The organism is Bacillus sp. DWP3-1, from assembly GCF_049896565.1.
Taxonomy (GTDB): domain Bacteria; phylum Bacillota; class Bacilli; order Bacillales; family Bacillaceae; genus Bacillus.
This window is the reverse complement of record NZ_JAFCUN010000001.1, coordinates 329,936-347,787: the sequence shown is the minus strand read 5'-3', so window position 1 is coordinate 347,787 and position 17,852 is coordinate 329,936. Positions and strand designations below refer to the sequence as shown.

Below are 17,852 nucleotides of genomic sequence, written 5' to 3'. Positions count from 1 at the left end.
CCCTCTAAATTCCACCGAACCTCCGGCCGCGGCGCTGGTATTCTCCGATAGCGCCTATAAGATGCTCATCAGAAAAGTCAGGCCAAAGCACATCCGTAAAGACAAACTCGCTGTATGCAATTTGCCAAAGCATAAAGTTACTTAATCTAATTTCTCCACTTGTGCGAATAAGCAAATCCGGATCTTGAAGAGATTCTGTCATTAAATAAGCTGAAAACATCTCTTCTGTGATGTCTTCTGCTTGAAGCTTACCTTCTTTGACTTTTTCAGAAATTTGTCTGCATGCGGAGACGATTTCTGTGCGCCCTCCATAGTTGAGCGCAAAATTCAAAACGAGTCCGTCGTTATTCGCCGTACTCTTTACTGCGTTCTCTACCGCTCTTTTCGTATGCTGCGGGAGGCCGTCTGGATCACCTGTTAAGCGCACACGGACATTTTCCTCGATGAGTTCAGGCAGGTAGATGTTCAAAAATTCTTCAGGAAGCTTCATTAAAAAGTCTACTTCTAGTTTTGGACGTTTCCAATTTTCCGTAGAGAAAGCATACAAAGTCAGCACTTTGACATTCAGCTCATTTGCAAGCTTTGTCATGCGCTTGACGACTTTCATTCCTTCATGATGTCCTGCTACCCGTGGAAGAGCACGTTTTTTCGCCCATCTTCCGTTCCCATCCATGATAATGGCGATATGTTCAGGAATTTCTCCATTTAATATGTCTTCTTTTGTCAGGCTTTCTAAGTTGGAAGCAGCAGTTTGCTGATTCTTCCAATTTTTGAGTATATTGAGCATGAGATTCCTCCATCACCCAAAAAGGTTGCGTTCCCGCTAATAATATAGTCACCAACAGTATTAACAAAAAAACCCCCTGTAAACATGAAGAGGGTCTTTTCACTATTATCTATTGTACATAGTTTTTTCTTAAACTTCCATGATTTCTTTTTCTTTATCTTTCGTCACGTCATCAATTTTAGCGACATATTCATCTGTCAATTTTTGAACATCCTCTGTCGATGATCTTAATTCATCTTCAGTGATCTCACCATTTTTCTCAAGCTTTTTCAACTCATCGTTTGCATCACGACGAACATTACGAACAGCTACTTTTGCTTCTTCTGAATATTTTCTTACCACTTTCACAAGCTCTTTACGTCTTTCTTCTGTTAGTGCAGGAATCGCAATGCGGATCACATTTCCGTCACTTGTTGGCGTGATGCCAAGATCAGACTTTTGGATCGATTTTTCGATATCACCGATGGCTGTTTTATCATAAGGTGTGATAATCAGCATACGTGCTTCTGGCACTGTGATTGACGCGATTTGGTTGAGTGGTGTTTGTGCACCGTAATAATCAACCGTCACTTTATCAAGCAATGAAGCATTTGCTCTGCCCGCACGAACAGTTGCTAGTTCACGTCCGTATGCTTGAACGGCTTTTTCCATTTTTTCTTTCGTTTGGTTCAATACTTCTTTTGACACGTTATTTCCCCCTCACAATCGTTCCAATTGATTCGCCATTGACGGCACGTTTAATATTTCCTTCTTCCATAATGGAGAATACGATTAATGGAATGTCATTGTCCATACATAATGAGGACGCAGTAGAATCCATTACAGCAAGCCCTTCTTTTAACACGTCAAGATATGAAAGCTTATCATATTTTACTGCATCCGCATCTGTACGAGGATCAGCACTGTAGACACCGTCTACATTATTTTTCGCCATTAAAATGACATCTGCTTCAATTTCTGCTGCACGAAGTGCTGCCGTTGTATCTGTAGAGAAATAAGGGTTACCAGTACCTGCAGCAAAAATCACGACACGTTTCTTCTCAAGATGACGGATCGCTTTTCTTCTTATGTATGGCTCTGCAACCTGTCTCATTTCGATAGAGGTTTGTACCCTAGACTGAATGCCAAGCGTTTCTAGGCTGTCCTGTAGCGCGAGTGAATTCATCACTGTTGCCAGCATGCCCATGTAGTCTGCTGTTGCACGGTCCATTCCCAAGTCACTGCCTGTCTTACCGCGCCAAAGGTTTCCTCCGCCTACAACAACTGCAACCTCAACATCAAGCTCTGCAATTTCTTTTACTTGCTTTGCAATTGATTGAATGACAGTTGGGTTAATTCCATTTCCAGCATCACCTGCTAGTGCTTCGCCACTTAGCTTCAGTACAATGCGATTATATTTCGGTTTGCTCATGATAACCTCCAAGTGTAAACTATACCGTCTCTTATTATGCGTAAGAAACTGTCTTTTGTAAATCAATATCCTCTAAAAAATAGGGAACACAGTGCTTGTGCTCCCTAAAAAAGCCCCAGAGAGCTTTTCAAACATTATTTTTTCACTTGGCTCATAACTTCTTCAGCAAAGTTGTCTTGACGCTTTTCAATACCTTCGCCCACTTCATAGCGAACATAAGTTTGAATGCTTGCGTTTTTCGCAGCTACTACTTGTTTCACTTTTTCATCTGGGTTTTTAACGAATGCTTGGTCAAGTAAGCAAATTTCTTCGAAGAATTTGTTTAGACGGCCTTCTACCATTTTAGCTACGATATTTTCAGGCTTTCCTTCTTGAAGCGCTTGCTGTGTTAATACTTCGCGCTCACGGTTTGCTTCTTCTTCTGACACTTGGTCACGAGAAATGTATTTAGGGTTTACAGCAGCAACGTGCATTGCAATGTCTCTTGCAAGCTCTTCGTCAGTTGTTCCGTTAAGAACAGCTAACACACCGATGCGTCCGCCCATGTGTAAGTAAGAACCGAATGCTGCGTTATCTTCTTTCGTGATAACAGAGAAACGACGTAGAGTGATTTTCTCTCCGATTTTTGCAATTGCAGATGTGATATGCTCTTCAACAGTTGAACCGTTTTCCATTTTAGAAGCATGAGCTTCTTCAATTGTTGCAGGTTTAGCAGCAAGCAAATGATCAGCAAGTTCGTTAAGAAGTGATTGGAATCCTTCGTTTTTCGCAACGAAATCAGTCTCAGAGTTCACTTCTAGGATCACGCCTGTGTTGCCGTCAGTTTTGATAAGAGTTAATCCTTCTGCAGCAATACGGTCTGCTTTTTTCGCAGCTTTTGCAATTCCTTTTTCTCTTAGAAGATCGATTGCTTTGTCGATGTCACCATCAGTTTCTGTTAACGCTTTTTTACAGTCCATCATACCTGCACCAGTTTTTTGACGCAGTTCTTTAACTAATTGAGCAGTAATTGCCATTTTACATTTCCTCCTTCTATGTTAAAACACGGATTACTAGGTGAAAAAAAGGTGATAAAAGGCATTTCCCTCTTATCACCTTTTGAATAGGTTACGCAGTTGTTGTTTCAGTTTCTGTCGTTTCTTCTACAACAGCTTCTTCTTCGCCTTGTTTAGACTCAAGAATCGCATCTGCCATTTTAGCAGTTAGAAGTTTTACAGCACGGATTGCATCATCGTTTGCAGGGATCACAACATCAATTTCGTCTGGATCACAGTTTGTGTCAACGATACCGATGATTGGGATATTCAATTTACGAGCTTCTGCAACTGCAATACGCTCTTTACGAGGGTCGATAATGAAAAGTGCATCCGGAAGACCTTTCATGTCTTTGATTCCGCCTAGGAATTTTTCAAGACGCTCTAATTCTTTTTTCAGTTGAACGACTTCTTTCTTAGGAAGAACATCGAATGTACCGTTTTCTTGCATTTTTTCAATATCTTTTAAACGTTTGATACGTTTTTGGATTGTTTCAAAGTTTGTTAAAGTTCCACCAAGCCAGCGTTGGTTCACATAGAACATACCAGAACGGATTGCTTCTTCTTTCACTGAATCTTGTGCTTGCTTTTTCGTACCAACGAAAAGGATTTTCCCTCCGTCAGCAGCAAGGTTTTTCGTGAAGTTGTAAGCTTCTTCTACTTTTTTCACCGTTTTTTGAAGATCGATGATGTAGATACCGTTACGCTCTGTAAAGATGTAACGCTTCATTTTTGGGTTCCAACGGCGCGTTTGGTGACCGAAGTGAACACCAGCTTCTAGCAATTGTTTCATAGAAATAACTGACATTTTGTTGCCTCCTAATATAATGGTTTTTTTTCCTCCGCTCAAGTCATGTTCACATAAAACTGCGCCACGGCAGCACCTTCATACGAATCATTAAGCGTGTGTATTTAACACCAAGAAATAATATAACACATGATGGACTGACAATCAAGAATCCTTTACAGCTTTCCGCTAAATTTTAATAAAAGCTCGATTTCTGTCTTGCCCGTTTTCAGTTCTTTCGCTATTTCTTCTAGCGAATGCCCTTTGTCATATAAGGTCTTCACTTGGTCCTCGAATGTTTCTTCTATTTCACTTTCAGAAGGCACAGAAGCTTCTGATTCAAGATGTGGAACGGGTTCGTTTACCTTCTCTTCCTGCACTTCAACTTCACTAAGGAGAGCCGACAAGTGCTCTGGTACTGGATCTTCACTTTCTACCGATTGCTGGGATTCAATTGGTGGTTGTGGCTGCTTTGGTGTCTGAAAATCCGATTTCAGCTCTTCAGCAGAAAAATCAGGGGAAGCGGCTGCCACTTTTGATAGTTTGTCATTCTCTTCTTTGACTTCCATCAAAAATGCAGCCAGGGTATTTTCCGTTTCTTCTAGAAGTTCTCGCTGCTTTTGTTCAGTTATCTTCAGCGAATTCATTCTCGTATATAAAATGATCACAAAATAAATAAGTGCAGCATGAAGCATGAAGCTAATCAGCCATAACATATTTTTTCACTCACTAACTCTTTAAGATTGAATGGCTTTATCAAGCAGATGCTTAAGCTTGAACAATGCCTTTGAATGAATTTGCGAAATGCGCGAGGTCGATAAATTGAGCACATGACCGATTTCTGTTAACGTCAGTTCCTCTTTATAGAAAAGACTGATCACGAGCTTTTCTTTTTCCGATAGCTCGGTCATTTTTTCAGCAAGCTGTTCTATTAATTCATCTTTCAGCATCTTCTCTTCAGGTGTCACTGTTTTCTCGTCGCGAATCATGACTTGGACGTTTTCACCGTCTTCTTGATCATGCAGCTTCTCGTCGATTGAAAGCAGATTCGCAAAGAAACCTTCATTCATTGTTGTGACAACATCCTGTTCACTCATGCCAAGTTCCTCTGCCACTTCTGTCGGCGTCACATTTCGTAAATAGCGCTGTTCAAGCTTTTCAATAGCCGCTTCTACTTTTTTTGTTTTTTCTCTTGATGTACGAGGCAGCCAGTCCTCTTTACGAAGACCGTCGATGATGGCCCCGCGGATTCTGAAGGATGCATATGTATCAAACTTCAGATCTCTTCCGGGGTCGAATTTTTCAAGGGCATCATATAAACCGAGCATCCCTAGACTGATCAAGTCTTCTTTATGCACTGACTTCGGGAGTCCGATGGAAATTCTTCCAACATGATATGTGACGAGCGGCATATAGCGGCGCATAAGATCATCTCCAGCAGCTGGGTCCTTCCACTCTTTCCATCTAGCCCATAGCGCCTGATCTTCGTAATTTAAGGATTGCATCTTTCTCCCCCTATACTTCCTTAGTTATATCTTCATAGTGCCTTGCTTCACAGTGCGGATCTCAAGCTCTGTCGTAAGCGGATCAAATTCAATCGTACGGCCATTGTTCCCGCCCGTATCCTCACTAATGATCGGGATGCGATAAAGAGACAGATGTTCTTTAACAGCTGATACGTTTCTAGGTCCAATTCTCATCAGATCATTGGTTGACTTAAACTTAAACATTTCTGCGCCGCCAGCAAGTTTTGCCTTTAGCGCATGTTTGCGTGCTCCTTCTTTAAGAAGCAGATCAATTGTATGCTTGACACCTGTATCTGCATATTTAGCCAAGTTCTCCACTGCCCCTTTTGCAAGGGATGAGTCTGGAAGCATGACATGGACAAGACCTGCCAGTTTTTTTTCCTGATCAAACAGAACAAGTCCTACACAAGAACCAAGTCCGGATGTCCGAATGCGGTCCGGTGTTTTCACAATCTGAACATCCGCTATACCAACCTTTACAACTGCCGGAATCTGAACGTTCATTACAGGTTACCTAATGCTTTGAATAGTTTTTCAAACGATTCAAAGTCTGGTAATAGAAACATATTTCCTTTCAGCTCTTGCTTATTTTGATCATCAAAAATCGATGTATCAATCACAATTGCCTGATCCCCTAGAGGGCTGAATTGCATTAACCCTTCACTAATGACAGCCCCGAACATATCGAGCGTAACATCTGGAACACTTGGGTGAAGCTGCAATTTTGTTAAATCGGCAAGGGCTGATAAATAAGAGCCTGCTAAAATATTTCCCAGCTCGTGTAGTGCTGACGTCCCCATCACATGCTCGTGAATGGTATCAATATCAAATGCCGGATCCTGTACAAGCTCTCTTACAAATTGCTCTGCTTGCTCAAATGGCATAATGAAAAAGATAGAGCCGGATAAATCTCCTTCCATCCGCAGGAAAATACTTGCAACTGGGAGGTCTGCACCGCCAAAGAAATCCATTAATTCTTCAAACGAGAGAACCTTGACAAACGGAACAGCCATATCTATTTTGCGATCCAATAGGCTGGCAAGAGCAGACGCGGCGTGGCCTGCTCCAATATTCCCAACCTCTCTTAATACATCCAGCTGTTCATCTTTTATTTCATTGAAAATGCTCATTTCACATCCTCCTTAATGAACAGGTGCATCTTGAACGCTCTTGTCGAGGACGGCACCAGGATGAATGATATTAAATAGACGCTGATCATGCTTAATGATACCTGTCACCCATGATTGTCCTTCTTTTTCAGCTGATTCAGGAGAAGATTCTACTTCTTCTTGATGGACTGTAATGACATCATTCGCTTCATCAACAATCCAGCCGACTTCAATGTCACCAACTTGTACAATAATCATTCTTGTTTCATCTGTAATGTCGTTGTCAGTTGATCCAAGTCTGACTCTAAGGTCGATGACAGGTGTCACGACACCGCGCAGATTAATAACACCACATATATAAGGGGCAACGCCAGGGACTCTTGTTGGCTGCTGCCATTTTTCAATGGACTTTACTTCTGATACTGAAATGGCGTATTCTTTTTTGTTTACGATAAACACAATCATCTTTTCGCCAGTTTTGATATCTGTACTCATTTCAGACCGCTCCTCTATTGTTTTTTACTTGATCAGTGCATTACAGTCAACGATGAGTGCAACTTGACCGTCGCCTAGGATTGTTGCGCCTGAGATCGCAAACACGTTTGGCAGGTAATCTCCTAGTGATTTCAATACAACCTCTTGCTGACCAATAAATGAATCGACCACAAATGCTGTCAGCTTATCTCCTTTACGAACAACGATGATGTGCAGTTCTTCCTCTAATTCATTCGCATTTGGTACGTGGAATTGTTTCTTCAAGTACACGACCGGTACGATAAATCCGCGGAAATCAATCACTTCACGATCATGCGTTTGAAGGATGTCGCTTTTCTTAATGACAGCCGTTTCAATAATAGAAGAAATCGGAATCGCAAATGTTTCCTCTTCCAGTTTCACAAGAAGAACGGAAATAATCGATAATGTAAGCGGAAGCTGGATCGAGAATAGTGAGCCCTGTCCTTCTGTTGAGTTGATGCTCACAGATCCACCTAGTGATTCCAGCTTGTTTTTCACAACGTCAAGGCCTACACCGCGGCCTGAGATGTCAGAAATCGTATCAGCTGTAGAGAAACCTGCTGCAAAGATCAATGAATCAATTTGATGATCTTCAAGCGTCTCTGCTTCTCTTTCTGTAATAACCCCGCGCTCTAATGCTTTTTCAAGCACTTTCTTACGGTTAATTCCGCCGCCATCATCTTCTACTTCAATGAAGACGTGGTTTCCGCTATGATACGCCTTTAATAGAACGGTGCCTTTTTCTGGCTTGCCTTTTTTCACACGTTCTTCTGGCGATTCAATTCCGTGATCTAGACTGTTTCTAAGTAAGTGTAAGAGCGGATCTCCAATCTCGTCGATGACTGTTCGATCAAGCTCTGTCTCAGCACCTTCAATGATCAGTTCAATTTTCTTATTCAGCTCTTTTGTCAATTGACGAATCATACGCGGGAATCTGTTAAACACTGTTTCCACAGGTACCATTCTCATGTTCAGGATGATCGATTGCAGGTCTCCAGAAATACGTGTCATTCTTTCAACGGTGTCTGTGAGTTCGTTATTTTCTAATTCTTTTGCAATCTGCTCTAAACGGCCTCTGTCAATCACCAGTTCTTCAAATAGATTCATTAGAGAATCGAGACGGTCAATGTTGACACGAATCGTTTTTGTTCCGCCGGCAGCTGCACCGTTATTGCCATTTGCTTTTGGCGCATCGCTTGCTGGTGCTTTCGCAGCAGGCACAGATACTTCTTCTTTTTCCTGTTCAGGTTTTGCCTCTTGTTTTTCAGCTTGAGCAGCTTCTTCAAATGCAGAGACTTCTGAGATCTCAACATGTTCAACTTCTGAGATCGCCATCACGATTTTTTTCACTTCATCCATCGGTTGTTTAGATAAATAAGAAATACTGAATTCAGATTCGAAATCTTCTGATTCTAAAAGTTCTGCATTTGGAACTGTTTTGACGACCTCGCCTGCTTCGTTCAGTCTTTCAAAGATCATATAGACACGAACGGCTTTTAATAAGCATGCGTCACTTAATGTCACATTGAGTTCATAACATTTAAAGCCTTGTTCCCTCGCTTCATCAAGCACTGTTCGTTCAAATTCGTTATAGTCTAAGTCGTTAGCAGCCGTAGCTGATACATCCGCTGTTTCAACACTAGGAGCTGCCTCAGCATGGCTTCCTGTCACATCTAGCTTTTTACTAACCTCTGTGACATCGCGTTTCCCATCTCCGCCTTCTGCAATTGATTGAACCATTGCTTCAAGGTGATCAAGTGCTTCAAACATCGTGTCCATTGACTCAGGTGTGACAATCATTTGTTCATTTCGAATGGCATCAAACATGTTTTCTAAATGATGTGTTAGCTGAGCCATATCAGCGTAGCCCATCGTTGCACTCATGCCTTTCAATGTGTGAGCCGCTCTGAATATATCATTCACTAGCTGCAAGTCGGTTGGGTTCTTTTCTAAATCAAGAAGTTTTTCATTACAAGTTTGTAAGTGTTCTCTGCTTTCATCTAAAAAGATATCTAAGTATTGGTTTACATCCAACGTGTTCACGCCCTCTCTTTTTTCATGGAGCTTATAATTGCATGTGCGATGTCATCCACATGCCTTGTTTCATGTGCAAGGCCTGCTTTAATGACTGATTTAGGCATTCCGAAAACAACACATGATTCTTCTTTTTCTGCAATGACTTTCGTAGGACCGCTTGCGACCATTTTTTTGACACCTTCTGTGCCGTCACTACCCATGCCTGTCATAATGACAGCAATTTTCTCGTAACCCTTTATATTGCTGATGGATTCAAATAAATAGTTAACAGAAGGTTTGTGCCGGCTTTCCGTGTCCTCTGGAGACAGCCTGATGACTAAGGATGCCCCTTGTTCATGAAGTGACATATTCATTCCACCAGGAGCTATGTAAGCCACTCCATTTTTAGCGATATCTCCATCTTGTGCTTCTTTAATCGAAATTTGAGATAAATGGTCTAACCTAGTAGCAAGTGATGCCGTAAATCCTGCCGGCATATGCTGCACAATCAAAATGGGTGCTTCTATGTCCTTTGGCAGCTTCGTGACGACTCGTTGAAGTGCTCTTGGCCCTCCCGTCGATGTTCCGATTGAAATAATCTTTCGGAGTGAGCTGCTTTTTACTGCTTGCGGGCGAGGAAAAGCCACTGGACTTGGCGTCTTCATCACCGGCTTAGGAGAAATCTGCACTTCTGTGCGTTTCCTTGACATCCCTGCCGCAAGCACTCGCTCTACAATTTGGCCTCTTACTTTGTGCAAATCGAGCGAAATACTTCCTGAAGGCTTTGTCACAAAGTCAAACGCACCAAGTTCTAAGCAATGGATAGTTAAATCTTTCCCTTGCTTTGTCTGGCTTGACACCATAATCACGGCAAGGTCATGTTCAGCCAGAATTTGTTTTAATGCTTCTGTTCCATTTAAAACAGGCATTTCCACATCTAGTGTGACAACATCTGGATTCAGTTCCTTGATCCGTTTTAAGGCATCTTCCCCATTTCGCGCCGTTCCGACGACTTCTATTTCTTGCTCGGCACTTAGGAAATCACTAATGAGCTTTCGCATAAAGGCCGAGTCATCTACTACAAGCACTCTAATCATGAGTCCACCTTCCTCCTTTTAAAAAAAGAGGACAACTTATCTATAAACGTATGCTGCTCTCTCTGTGCCTCTCTTATCTGCTGTTGATAAAGTGTTTCTGCCAGCATCTTGATCGTTTTACTCAGCCTTGAATGAGGCTGCTTGATATAAAATGGAATTTGTTCAGCCACTGCTTTTGGAACCGCAGGATCATCTGGCACAGCACCAGTAAATACTAGTTTTCTGTGTAGAAATGATGTGACCACTCCTGCTAATTTCCGGTAGGTTTCAGACCCTTCTGACGGGGTTTTACACCGGTTGACAATGATTTGCACAGATTGTTCAAACTGATGAATAGCTAAGTGTTTAATTGCGCTGTAGGCATCCATGATCGATGTTGGTTCTGGCGTTGTCACAACCACAACTTCTCCTGCTGATAAAACAAAAGGCAGTTGATCTTTTGACAAGCCGGCACCCATATCAAAGAAGATACAATCAAAGTCGTAGATCATTCTTTCCATTTCCTCTAGAAAGAACGACCATTGATCTTTATCTAAAGAAAACAGCTGTTCAAGTCCGCTTCCGCCAGAAATGTAATAAAGGTTGTTCGTTCCTTGTGTCATAGCTGCTCGGATAGATTTCTTCCTGACAAGAACATCTAATATAGAGCTAGTCGATGTTTTTCCTAGTAAAATATCAATATTCCCCATACCAAAATCAAGGTCGATGACTAACACTCGCTTGCCTGCATTTGCGATAGACAGTGCCATATTCAGCGTCAAATTTGATTTTCCTACTCCGCCTTTACCGCTCATGACAGCAATCGTTTTTGCCTGTCCGCTTATACCAAGAGGAGCCGGTGTGATCGTTTGATTCTGCTGAACGAGCTTTCTTAAACCTTCCGCTTGGTCGGGCTTCATCATTGTAAGACCATCCTTGTTAATTCAAGAGGAGAACCCTCAAGAATATCCTCAGGTACATTTTGACCATTTGTTAAAAAGCCAAGGCCGATTTGAGAGTCTGTAATGATTTGAAAGATTGTTCCCATCGTGTCTGTTTCATCTACCTTTGTAAAAATGAATTGGTCGATTGGAACGTGTTCAAATCGTTTAACCATGGCTTTCATGTCCTGATACTTCGAGGTCGCACTCATCACTAGGAAACTTTGAAAGCTTTCATCAAATGGAATAATGTCTGTCAGCTCTTTGATATACGCTTCTTCTTTAAAGTTACGACCGGCTGTGTCTACGAAAATATGATCATACTCTTTAAAGGTCTCTTGAGCTTTCACAAAATCCTCTCTCGAATAACAAACCTCAAGCGGTGCATTGAGCAGTTCCGCGTATGTTTTCAGTTGTTCGATCGCTGCAATTCGGTACGTATCTGTTGTAATAAAAGCGATTTTCTTTTGCTTCTGAATGGCAGTTTTGGCAGCCAGCTTTGCAATTGTTGTTGTTTTACCAGCCCCAGTTGAACCAAACAGCACAATGTATTTTGAACGAATCATCGGCTCATCAGAAGTGTGAGCCGGCAGCATATCTGTCAGCAATTGTTCAAGTTCTTTTTGAATTTGATCTTCTTTGACAGCACCCTTCGTTAAAAGACCTTTGAGACATTCGTCTCGAATGGCATCATCAAGACCTTGATCCTTAAGCTTTTGATCGATTGCCATGAGAGGATCGGGCAGAATACCAGCATGCCGCTCATTCCTCGCATATTCTAAAGGCTGAGTATGAGAAGGTACTGGTTTCAATGCCTCAGGAGCAAAGGATGGCTCTGCAGGCCGGTGTTGCACCTGCTCCTTTTTCGGAAATACTTGAAGAGGAGGCGCAGGATGTCCACCTTTACCCGCTCTTTCTTCAAAATCTTGATCCAGCACAGCTATTACTTCAACCATTTGCTGTTTCTTTAAACCGAATAGCTTTCGTTTCACAACGGTTTTGGAATTTAAAATGACGGCATCCTTCCCAAGCTGCTGCCTAATTTGAATCGTTGCTTCCTGCATTGAATTCGCTGTGATTTTTTTCATTTTCATTAGATATCCACCACTCCGATGCTCTGTACTTCCACATTTGCTTCTAGTTCGTTATAAGATAGTACCGGTAAATCCGGGAAATATCTTTCTAACAGCTGCTTGACGTACATTCTTATAGGAGGTGAGCACAATAGAACCGGCGTTTCCTGACGAAGCGAAAGCTGTTCAATTTCTCTCGCCACTGATTGAATCACACTTTCAGAGGATTCTGGATCTAATGATAAGTAGTTGCCATGCTCTGTCTGCTGTACGCTGTCAGCAATCACCTTTTCCACTCGGCCTGAGCATGTCACGACTTTGAGCGATTCATTTTCTCTTGCATATTGTGCGGTAATCTGTCTTGCCAGCGCCTGTCTGACATACTCTGTTAACAAATCTGTATCCGTCGTTAATTTTCCGTAGTCTGCAAGCGTCTCAAAAATGGTGACAAGATTTCGAATAGAAACCTTTTCTTTCAACAGTTTTGCCAACACTTTTTGAATATCACCAACTGCTAGTGGATTTGGGGTCACCTCATCCACTAACACAGGATAACTTTCTTTCAGATGATCGATTAATTGCTTCGTTTCTTGACGTCCGAGCAGTTCGTGTGTGTTTTGTCTAATCTTCTCTGTGATGTGAGTAGACACAACAGATGCAGGATCTACAACCGTATAGCCGAGCATCTCAGCCTGATCTTTTTCTGCTTCTGAGATCCATTTAGCCGGAAGACCAAAGGATGGCTCGATTGTTTCAATTCCTTCAATCGGATCATCATCAGGCGTAGGAGACATCGCTAAGTAGTGATCAAGCAGCAGCTCGCCTTTTGCCACTTCGTTCCCTTTTATTTTGAGTCGATACTCATTTGGGTTAAGTGCAATGTTGTCTCGAATTCGGACAACTGGAATCACAAGACCTAGTTCAAGGGCAAGCTGCCTTCGGATCATCACAATTCGGTCTAACAGGTCACCGCCTTGATTTGCATCGGCTAGCGGAATCAAGCCATAGCCAAACTCAAATTCAATGGCATCCATTTGGAGAAGGTGAATGACACTTTCTGGACTTTTCATCTCTTCTACCTCTGCCTGTTCCTCTAGTACCTCTTCTATTTCTTCTTGATCCTGTTTGTTTTTTGACATCAAGTATGCACCGAGGGCAAGTAAACCTGCGATCGGTCCTGTCAAAAGTACGCCGATTGGAGTAAACAACCCAAGAAGGAAGATCGTACCTGCTGTGACGTAAAGCATAGCTGGGAATGCAAACAGCTGTTCAGTGATATCTGACCCAAGGTTCCCATTAGAAGCAGCCCTTGTGACGACAATCCCTGTCGCTGTTGAAATGAGAAGTGCAGGAATTTGTGAAACAATCCCGTCTCCTACCGTTAATAATGTAAAGTGGGAAGCTGATTCTTGAATCGACATTCCTTGCTGAAGCATCCCAATAATAATCCCAAAAATAATATTAATAATGACGATGATAATACCTGCGATGGCATCCCCTTTGACGAACTTACTTGCCCCATCCATCGCACCATAAAAGTCTGCTTCTCTCGCTACTTTTTCACGACGATTTCTTGCTTCACTTTCTGTCAGCATTCCTGCATTTAAATCTGCGTCAATACTCATTTGTTTACCTGGCATCGCATCAAGGGTAAATCTTGCCGCAACCTCAGATACACGCTCTGCCCCTTTGGTGATCACTATAAATTGAATGATGATCAGGATAAGGAAGACAACCAGACCAACGAGTATATTTCCTCCAACAACAAATGAACCAAACGTTTCTACAACTTTTCCAGCGTCTCCAGTTGAAAGGATAGATCGTGTTGTAGAGATGTTAAGCCCTAAGCGAAACAGCGTTAAGAGCAAAAGCAATGATGGAAATATTGAAAATTGCAGTGGTTCTTGCATGTTCATTGTGGTGAGAAGCACGATAAGCGCAAGAGAAATATTAATAATGATTAAAATACTTAATAGCATTGGCGGAAATGGTATGACCAGCATCGCCACAATTAAAATAACACTGAATAAAACAGATAAATCTCTTGCTGCCATGCCTGTTCTCTCCTTTTAAAACCAAAAATTCATAAAATCTTTTGTTTCGTTTTATATACGTAAGCTAAAATTTCTGCGATCGCCTTAAAGTATTCCTCTGGCACCGCTTGGTCGATGTCGACCTGATCATATAGTGCACGAGCGAGCGGCCGGTTTTCTACGGTCATGATATCGTGCTCTTTCGCAATCGTTCTAATTTTCAAAGCCAAAATATCTGTTCCCTTTGCCACAACAAAGGGCGCGTCCATCTTTTCTTCGTCATATTTTAAAGCAATTGCATAGTGGGTTGGGTTTGTAATGATGACGTCCGCTTTTGGGACTTCCTGCATCATCCGTCTCATGGCCATTTCCCGCTGGCGCTGTTTAATCTTTGATTTTATGAGCGGGTCACCCTCAGATTTTTTATACTCATCTTTAATGTCTTGTTTGGACATCCGTAAGTTTTTTTCATAATCAAATTTCTGATACATATAATCAAGCCCTGCTAAGATCATGAGAGCACCTGCTGCATACAGACCCATAATCAAGGTCATATTTGCGACGAAATGAAGGGTTTCCTCTGCTGTTAATAAAGGAAGCCGCAGAATTTCGTCAAAGTGCATCCAAAGTGCAATAAATGTCGCAAAACCAACAAAACCAATTTTCAAAATAGATTTTAATAGCTCTACGAGGGCTCGAATACTGTATATCCGTTTAAACCCTTTGATAGGATCTAGCTTTTCTAATTTCGGTTTGATGACTTCTGTTGAAAAGAGAAAGCCAACTTGTAAATAGTTACTGATGACACCTGCCAGCATACCAACACCAAGGATTGGCATGAGAAGGAGCGCTGTTTCCTGAAGCAATTCCATGAATAGTTGATGAATATTAGATGTGCTAACCTTCATTAGCATGGTTGTTGAATAAAAACGTTCAATAAGCGCAATAATACGCTCTTTCATAAAAGGCCCAATAAAAAAGAATGATAAAAAGATTAATAGAAATGAGATGGCTGTATTGACGTCGGTACTTTTGGCAACCTGACCTTTTTTACGTGAATCTTGTCTCTTTTTCGGCGTTGCTTTTTCTGTTTTTTCACCTGCGAAAAATTGCAAGTCTAGTCTAAGCCTTGTCATCATGACGAACCACCGACCAATGCTAAGAAATTCCTCATGGTGAGTACAATCGTATCAAATGTATTTTGGACAACACCGAAGATGACGCCCATACAGATGATGATCATAATAAAACTCACACCCATTTTAATAGGAAGTCCGACCACAAATACGTTCATCTGCGGAACTGTTCGTGCCACAATGCCCAGTGCCAAATCGACCAAAAACAAGCTGGCGACAACCGGTGCCGAGATTTGAAAGGCAATGATGAACATTTGGTTGAAACTCTTTGCAATAAAGTAAGCAAAGGATTCACTGCCGAAATTCAGTGCGTACTGATCAACTGCAATATATTGAAAGCTGTAATAGATTCCATCAAGTAGCAGGTGGTGTGCATTGGTTGCCAGCATCAATAGCAATGTGACCGTATAAAAAAACTGCCCCATCAGCGGCGTTTGCGCCCCTGTTTGTGGATCAATTACATTGGCGATCGCAAAGCCCATTTGAAAATCAATGAATGAGCCGGCAATTTGAACAGCGGACACCATGATATATGCAATCAGTCCAAGCAGAAGTCCGACCATTGCTTCTTTCACAGCAAGCATCATATAAAGACCGTCTACGTCGAGTGCTGGCGGTTCCTTAATCGTGCTAAAACTAATCACGGCTAAAAACAGTGAGAAGCCAACTCTGTGTACAGCTGGGATTGTTCTATGCGCTAAAAGCGGTACTGTCACAAAAAAAGCGGTGATCCGAATAAAAACTAACAGAAAAGCAGGGAATAATTCTATGATTGACATCGCTGGTTAACCTGCAAATCGATCTAAATTCGAGAACAGCTCTGTCGTAAAGGACACAATGGTTGACAGCATCCATGGACCAAACACAACAAGCCCAATAAGAACTGCAACAATTTTAGGAATGAACGCAAGCGTCTGTTCTTGAATTTGGGTTGTCGCCTGAAACACACTGACAATCAGTCCCACAATAAGAGCGAGCGCTAGAAGCGGCCCACTGACAAGCAATACCACATACACTGATCTTTCAGCCATCGTAATGACAAATTCTGAACTCATGTTTTAAGCACCTACTCTAAAAGCTTTGCAGCAAAGATTTAACAATCAAATACCATCCATCGACTAAAACAAATAACAATATTTTGAAAGGGAGCGATATCATAACCGGAGGAAGCATCATCATCCCCATTGACATCAGGACACTTGCGACCACCATGTCAATAATTAAAAATGGAATAAAGATCATGAAACCAATTTGAAATGCCGTCTTTAATTCTGAAATAGCAAAAGCGGGTACCATCGCCGTTAACGGAATATCTTTTATCGATTCAGGTGTATCCATTTTTGCGTAACTAAGAAATAAAGCCAAATCCTTCTGTCTCGTATGTTTACTCATAAACTCTTTAATTGGCACTTCGGCTTTTTCATATGCCTGATTTAGCGTAATGTCATCATTTAAAAGCGGCGTCAGTGCCTCTTTATTAATCTCTGAGAACGTGGGTGCCATGATAAAAAATGTGAGAAACAAAGCAAGCCCTACAAGCACTTGGTTTGGCGGCATTGAGTTGGTTGCAAGTGACGTTCTAACGAATGAAAGTACAATCACTATTCGTGTAAAACATGTCATTAAAATGAGAATGCCTGGTGCAACCGAAAATACGGTTAAAAGTAAAAGAAGACGGACAGACGTGCTAATGTTCCCTGCACCGCTGGAATTAAATAAATCGATAAACTCATTCATTTTGTTTCGGGCCTTTCTTTCTGACTTCTGCTTGGGTCTTTTTCAATTCGGCTAGCTGCGCCTTCAAATTGGCTGAAAAAGAAGAAGTGGTTGGCTGATTTTGTTTCTTTACCTGCGATGTGAATTTTTGAACGATTTTTGGTAAATCTGTTTTGCTTTCCATCGCTTCTTCATATTGTTTCACGATCGCTTCACATTCTTGTTCATCATCAATTTCTTTTAGCAGCTGGATTGAGTCCGCTACTCCAACAACTAATACTCGTCTGCCCACTTTGATAAGCTGGACTGAACGGTTTTGGCCAACCGTCGTTCCGCCAATATTTTCAACATAGCGAAATGGTTTAAGTAAGCGGTTTTGCTTACCAACAAATCTCACCAATCCATATATGAGCAGGATGACAAAAAGTAAAGCACCAATCATTTTGACAAAATCCATAATGGAGACAGAAGAAGAGGGAACTTCTTCTGCCGGATTCGTTTGATTGTCAGTGGTTGTCTTTTCTGTATCCTTTTTGCTGCCTTTCTCTTCTTTGAGCCAGTCATTCACTGTGCCATTTTCAGGATCTTTCGTTTCAGCAAACAGTGAGGCAGGCTGCATCGTCAAGAAAAGCAAAAAACTGATCATTGCTATACATATCAAACGTTTTTTCAACAAGTCTTACACCCTTTT

At 41.7% G+C, this 17,852-nt stretch carries 20 protein-coding genes; all 20 read right to left on the bottom strand.

What is annotated here, in order from left to right; genetic code table 11:
* Nucleotides 1-4: 4 nt before the first annotated feature.
* Entirely contained in the window at nucleotides 5-787 is a 783-nt protein-coding gene (locus ACP7A0_RS01825; RefSeq protein WP_034662319.1) for an isoprenyl transferase, read from the bottom strand.
* Nucleotides 788-916: 129 nt separating this feature from the next.
* Entirely contained in the window at nucleotides 917-1,474 is a 558-nt protein-coding gene (gene frr, locus ACP7A0_RS01820) for a ribosome recycling factor (RefSeq protein ID WP_003212469.1), read from the bottom strand.
* Nucleotide 1,475: 1 nt separating this feature from the next.
* On the bottom strand, nucleotides 1,476-2,198 hold the full coding sequence (gene pyrH / locus ACP7A0_RS01815) for a UMP kinase (RefSeq protein ID WP_008344767.1): 723 nt from the start codon (nucleotides 2,196-2,198) through the stop codon (nucleotides 1,476-1,478).
* A gap of 134 nt (nucleotides 2,199-2,332) precedes the next feature.
* Nucleotides 2,333-3,214 (bottom strand): translation elongation factor Ts, encoded by an 882-nt coding sequence (gene tsf, locus ACP7A0_RS01810; RefSeq protein WP_012009978.1) that lies wholly within the window; start codon nucleotides 3,212-3,214, stop codon nucleotides 2,333-2,335.
* A 91-nt stretch (nucleotides 3,215-3,305) separates the two neighbouring features.
* Nucleotides 3,306-4,040: a 30S ribosomal protein S2 gene (rpsB, locus tag ACP7A0_RS01805; protein WP_003212093.1), complete on the bottom strand. Its 735-nt coding sequence runs from the start codon at nucleotides 4,038-4,040 to the stop codon at nucleotides 3,306-3,308.
* Between the two features lie 155 nt (nucleotides 4,041-4,195).
* Nucleotides 4,196-4,735, bottom strand: a complete 540-nt coding sequence (locus tag ACP7A0_RS01800) for a hypothetical protein (RefSeq protein WP_060596274.1) — start codon at nucleotides 4,733-4,735, stop codon at nucleotides 4,196-4,198.
* Nucleotides 4,736-4,756: 21 nt separating this feature from the next.
* Complete coding sequence (locus tag ACP7A0_RS01795; RefSeq protein WP_012009976.1) at nucleotides 4,757-5,524, bottom strand: FliA/WhiG family RNA polymerase sigma factor; 768 nt, start codon at nucleotides 5,522-5,524, stop codon at nucleotides 4,757-4,759.
* A 24-nt stretch (nucleotides 5,525-5,548) separates the two neighbouring features.
* Nucleotides 5,549-6,049, bottom strand: coding sequence for a chemotaxis protein CheD (locus ACP7A0_RS01790; RefSeq protein ID WP_106030845.1), 501 nt, complete (start codon nucleotides 6,047-6,049; stop codon nucleotides 5,549-5,551).
* Nucleotides 6,049-6,675 carry a chemotaxis protein CheC gene (locus tag ACP7A0_RS01785; RefSeq protein ID WP_034662328.1) on the bottom strand — a complete coding sequence of 209 codons (627 nt, stop codon included), beginning with the start codon at nucleotides 6,673-6,675 and terminating at the stop codon, nucleotides 6,049-6,051. Before ACP7A0_RS01785 ends, ACP7A0_RS01790 begins: the two co-directional genes overlap by 1 nt.
* 12 nt (nucleotides 6,676-6,687) lie before the next feature.
* The gene (locus ACP7A0_RS01780) at nucleotides 6,688-7,149 is read right to left on the bottom strand and encodes a chemotaxis protein CheW (protein WP_034662331.1); all 462 of its coding nucleotides are present in this window, start codon (nucleotides 7,147-7,149) and stop codon (nucleotides 6,688-6,690) included.
* A gap of 24 nt (nucleotides 7,150-7,173) precedes the next feature.
* Nucleotides 7,174-9,204 (bottom strand): chemotaxis protein CheA, encoded by a 2,031-nt coding sequence (locus tag ACP7A0_RS01775; RefSeq protein ID WP_106030844.1) that lies wholly within the window; start codon nucleotides 9,202-9,204, stop codon nucleotides 7,174-7,176.
* A 5-nt stretch (nucleotides 9,205-9,209) separates the two neighbouring features.
* Nucleotides 9,210-10,283, bottom strand: a complete 1,074-nt coding sequence (locus tag ACP7A0_RS01770) for a protein-glutamate methylesterase/protein-glutamine glutaminase (RefSeq protein WP_106030843.1) — start codon at nucleotides 10,281-10,283, stop codon at nucleotides 9,210-9,212.
* On the bottom strand, nucleotides 10,280-11,185 hold the full coding sequence (locus tag ACP7A0_RS01765) for a MinD/ParA family protein (protein WP_106036789.1): 906 nt from the start codon (nucleotides 11,183-11,185) through the stop codon (nucleotides 10,280-10,282). The genes ACP7A0_RS01770 and ACP7A0_RS01765 overlap by 4 nt, the downstream gene beginning before the upstream one ends.
* Complete coding sequence (flhF, locus tag ACP7A0_RS01760) at nucleotides 11,182-12,297, bottom strand: flagellar biosynthesis protein FlhF (RefSeq protein ID WP_106030841.1); 1,116 nt, start codon at nucleotides 12,295-12,297, stop codon at nucleotides 11,182-11,184. Before flhF ends, ACP7A0_RS01765 begins: the two co-directional genes overlap by 4 nt.
* A complete protein-coding gene (gene flhA, locus ACP7A0_RS01755) occupies nucleotides 12,297-14,330 on the bottom strand; it encodes a flagellar biosynthesis protein FlhA (protein ID WP_044141909.1) in 2,034 nt (677 codons plus the stop codon). The genes flhF and flhA overlap by 1 nt, the downstream gene beginning before the upstream one ends.
* Nucleotides 14,331-14,359: 29 nt before the next feature.
* Nucleotides 14,360-15,448 carry a flagellar biosynthesis protein FlhB gene (flhB, locus tag ACP7A0_RS01750; protein WP_106036788.1) on the bottom strand — a complete coding sequence of 363 codons (1,089 nt, stop codon included), beginning with the start codon at nucleotides 15,446-15,448 and terminating at the stop codon, nucleotides 14,360-14,362.
* On the bottom strand, nucleotides 15,445-16,224 hold the full coding sequence (gene fliR / locus ACP7A0_RS01745; protein WP_034662349.1) for a flagellar biosynthetic protein FliR: 780 nt from the start codon (nucleotides 16,222-16,224) through the stop codon (nucleotides 15,445-15,447). Before fliR ends, flhB begins: the two co-directional genes overlap by 4 nt.
* 6 nt (nucleotides 16,225-16,230) lie before the next feature.
* On the bottom strand, nucleotides 16,231-16,500 hold the full coding sequence (fliQ, locus tag ACP7A0_RS01740) for a flagellar biosynthesis protein FliQ (protein WP_003211206.1): 270 nt from the start codon (nucleotides 16,498-16,500) through the stop codon (nucleotides 16,231-16,233).
* A gap of 16 nt (nucleotides 16,501-16,516) precedes the next feature.
* Entirely contained in the window at nucleotides 16,517-17,182 is a 666-nt protein-coding gene (gene fliP / locus ACP7A0_RS01735) for a flagellar type III secretion system pore protein FliP (RefSeq protein ID WP_007499580.1), read from the bottom strand.
* A complete protein-coding gene (gene fliZ / locus ACP7A0_RS01730; RefSeq protein ID WP_034662351.1) occupies nucleotides 17,175-17,834 on the bottom strand; it encodes a flagella biosynthesis regulatory protein FliZ in 660 nt (219 codons plus the stop codon). The genes fliP and fliZ overlap by 8 nt, the downstream gene beginning before the upstream one ends.
* Between the last annotated feature and the right edge of the window lie 18 nt (nucleotides 17,835-17,852).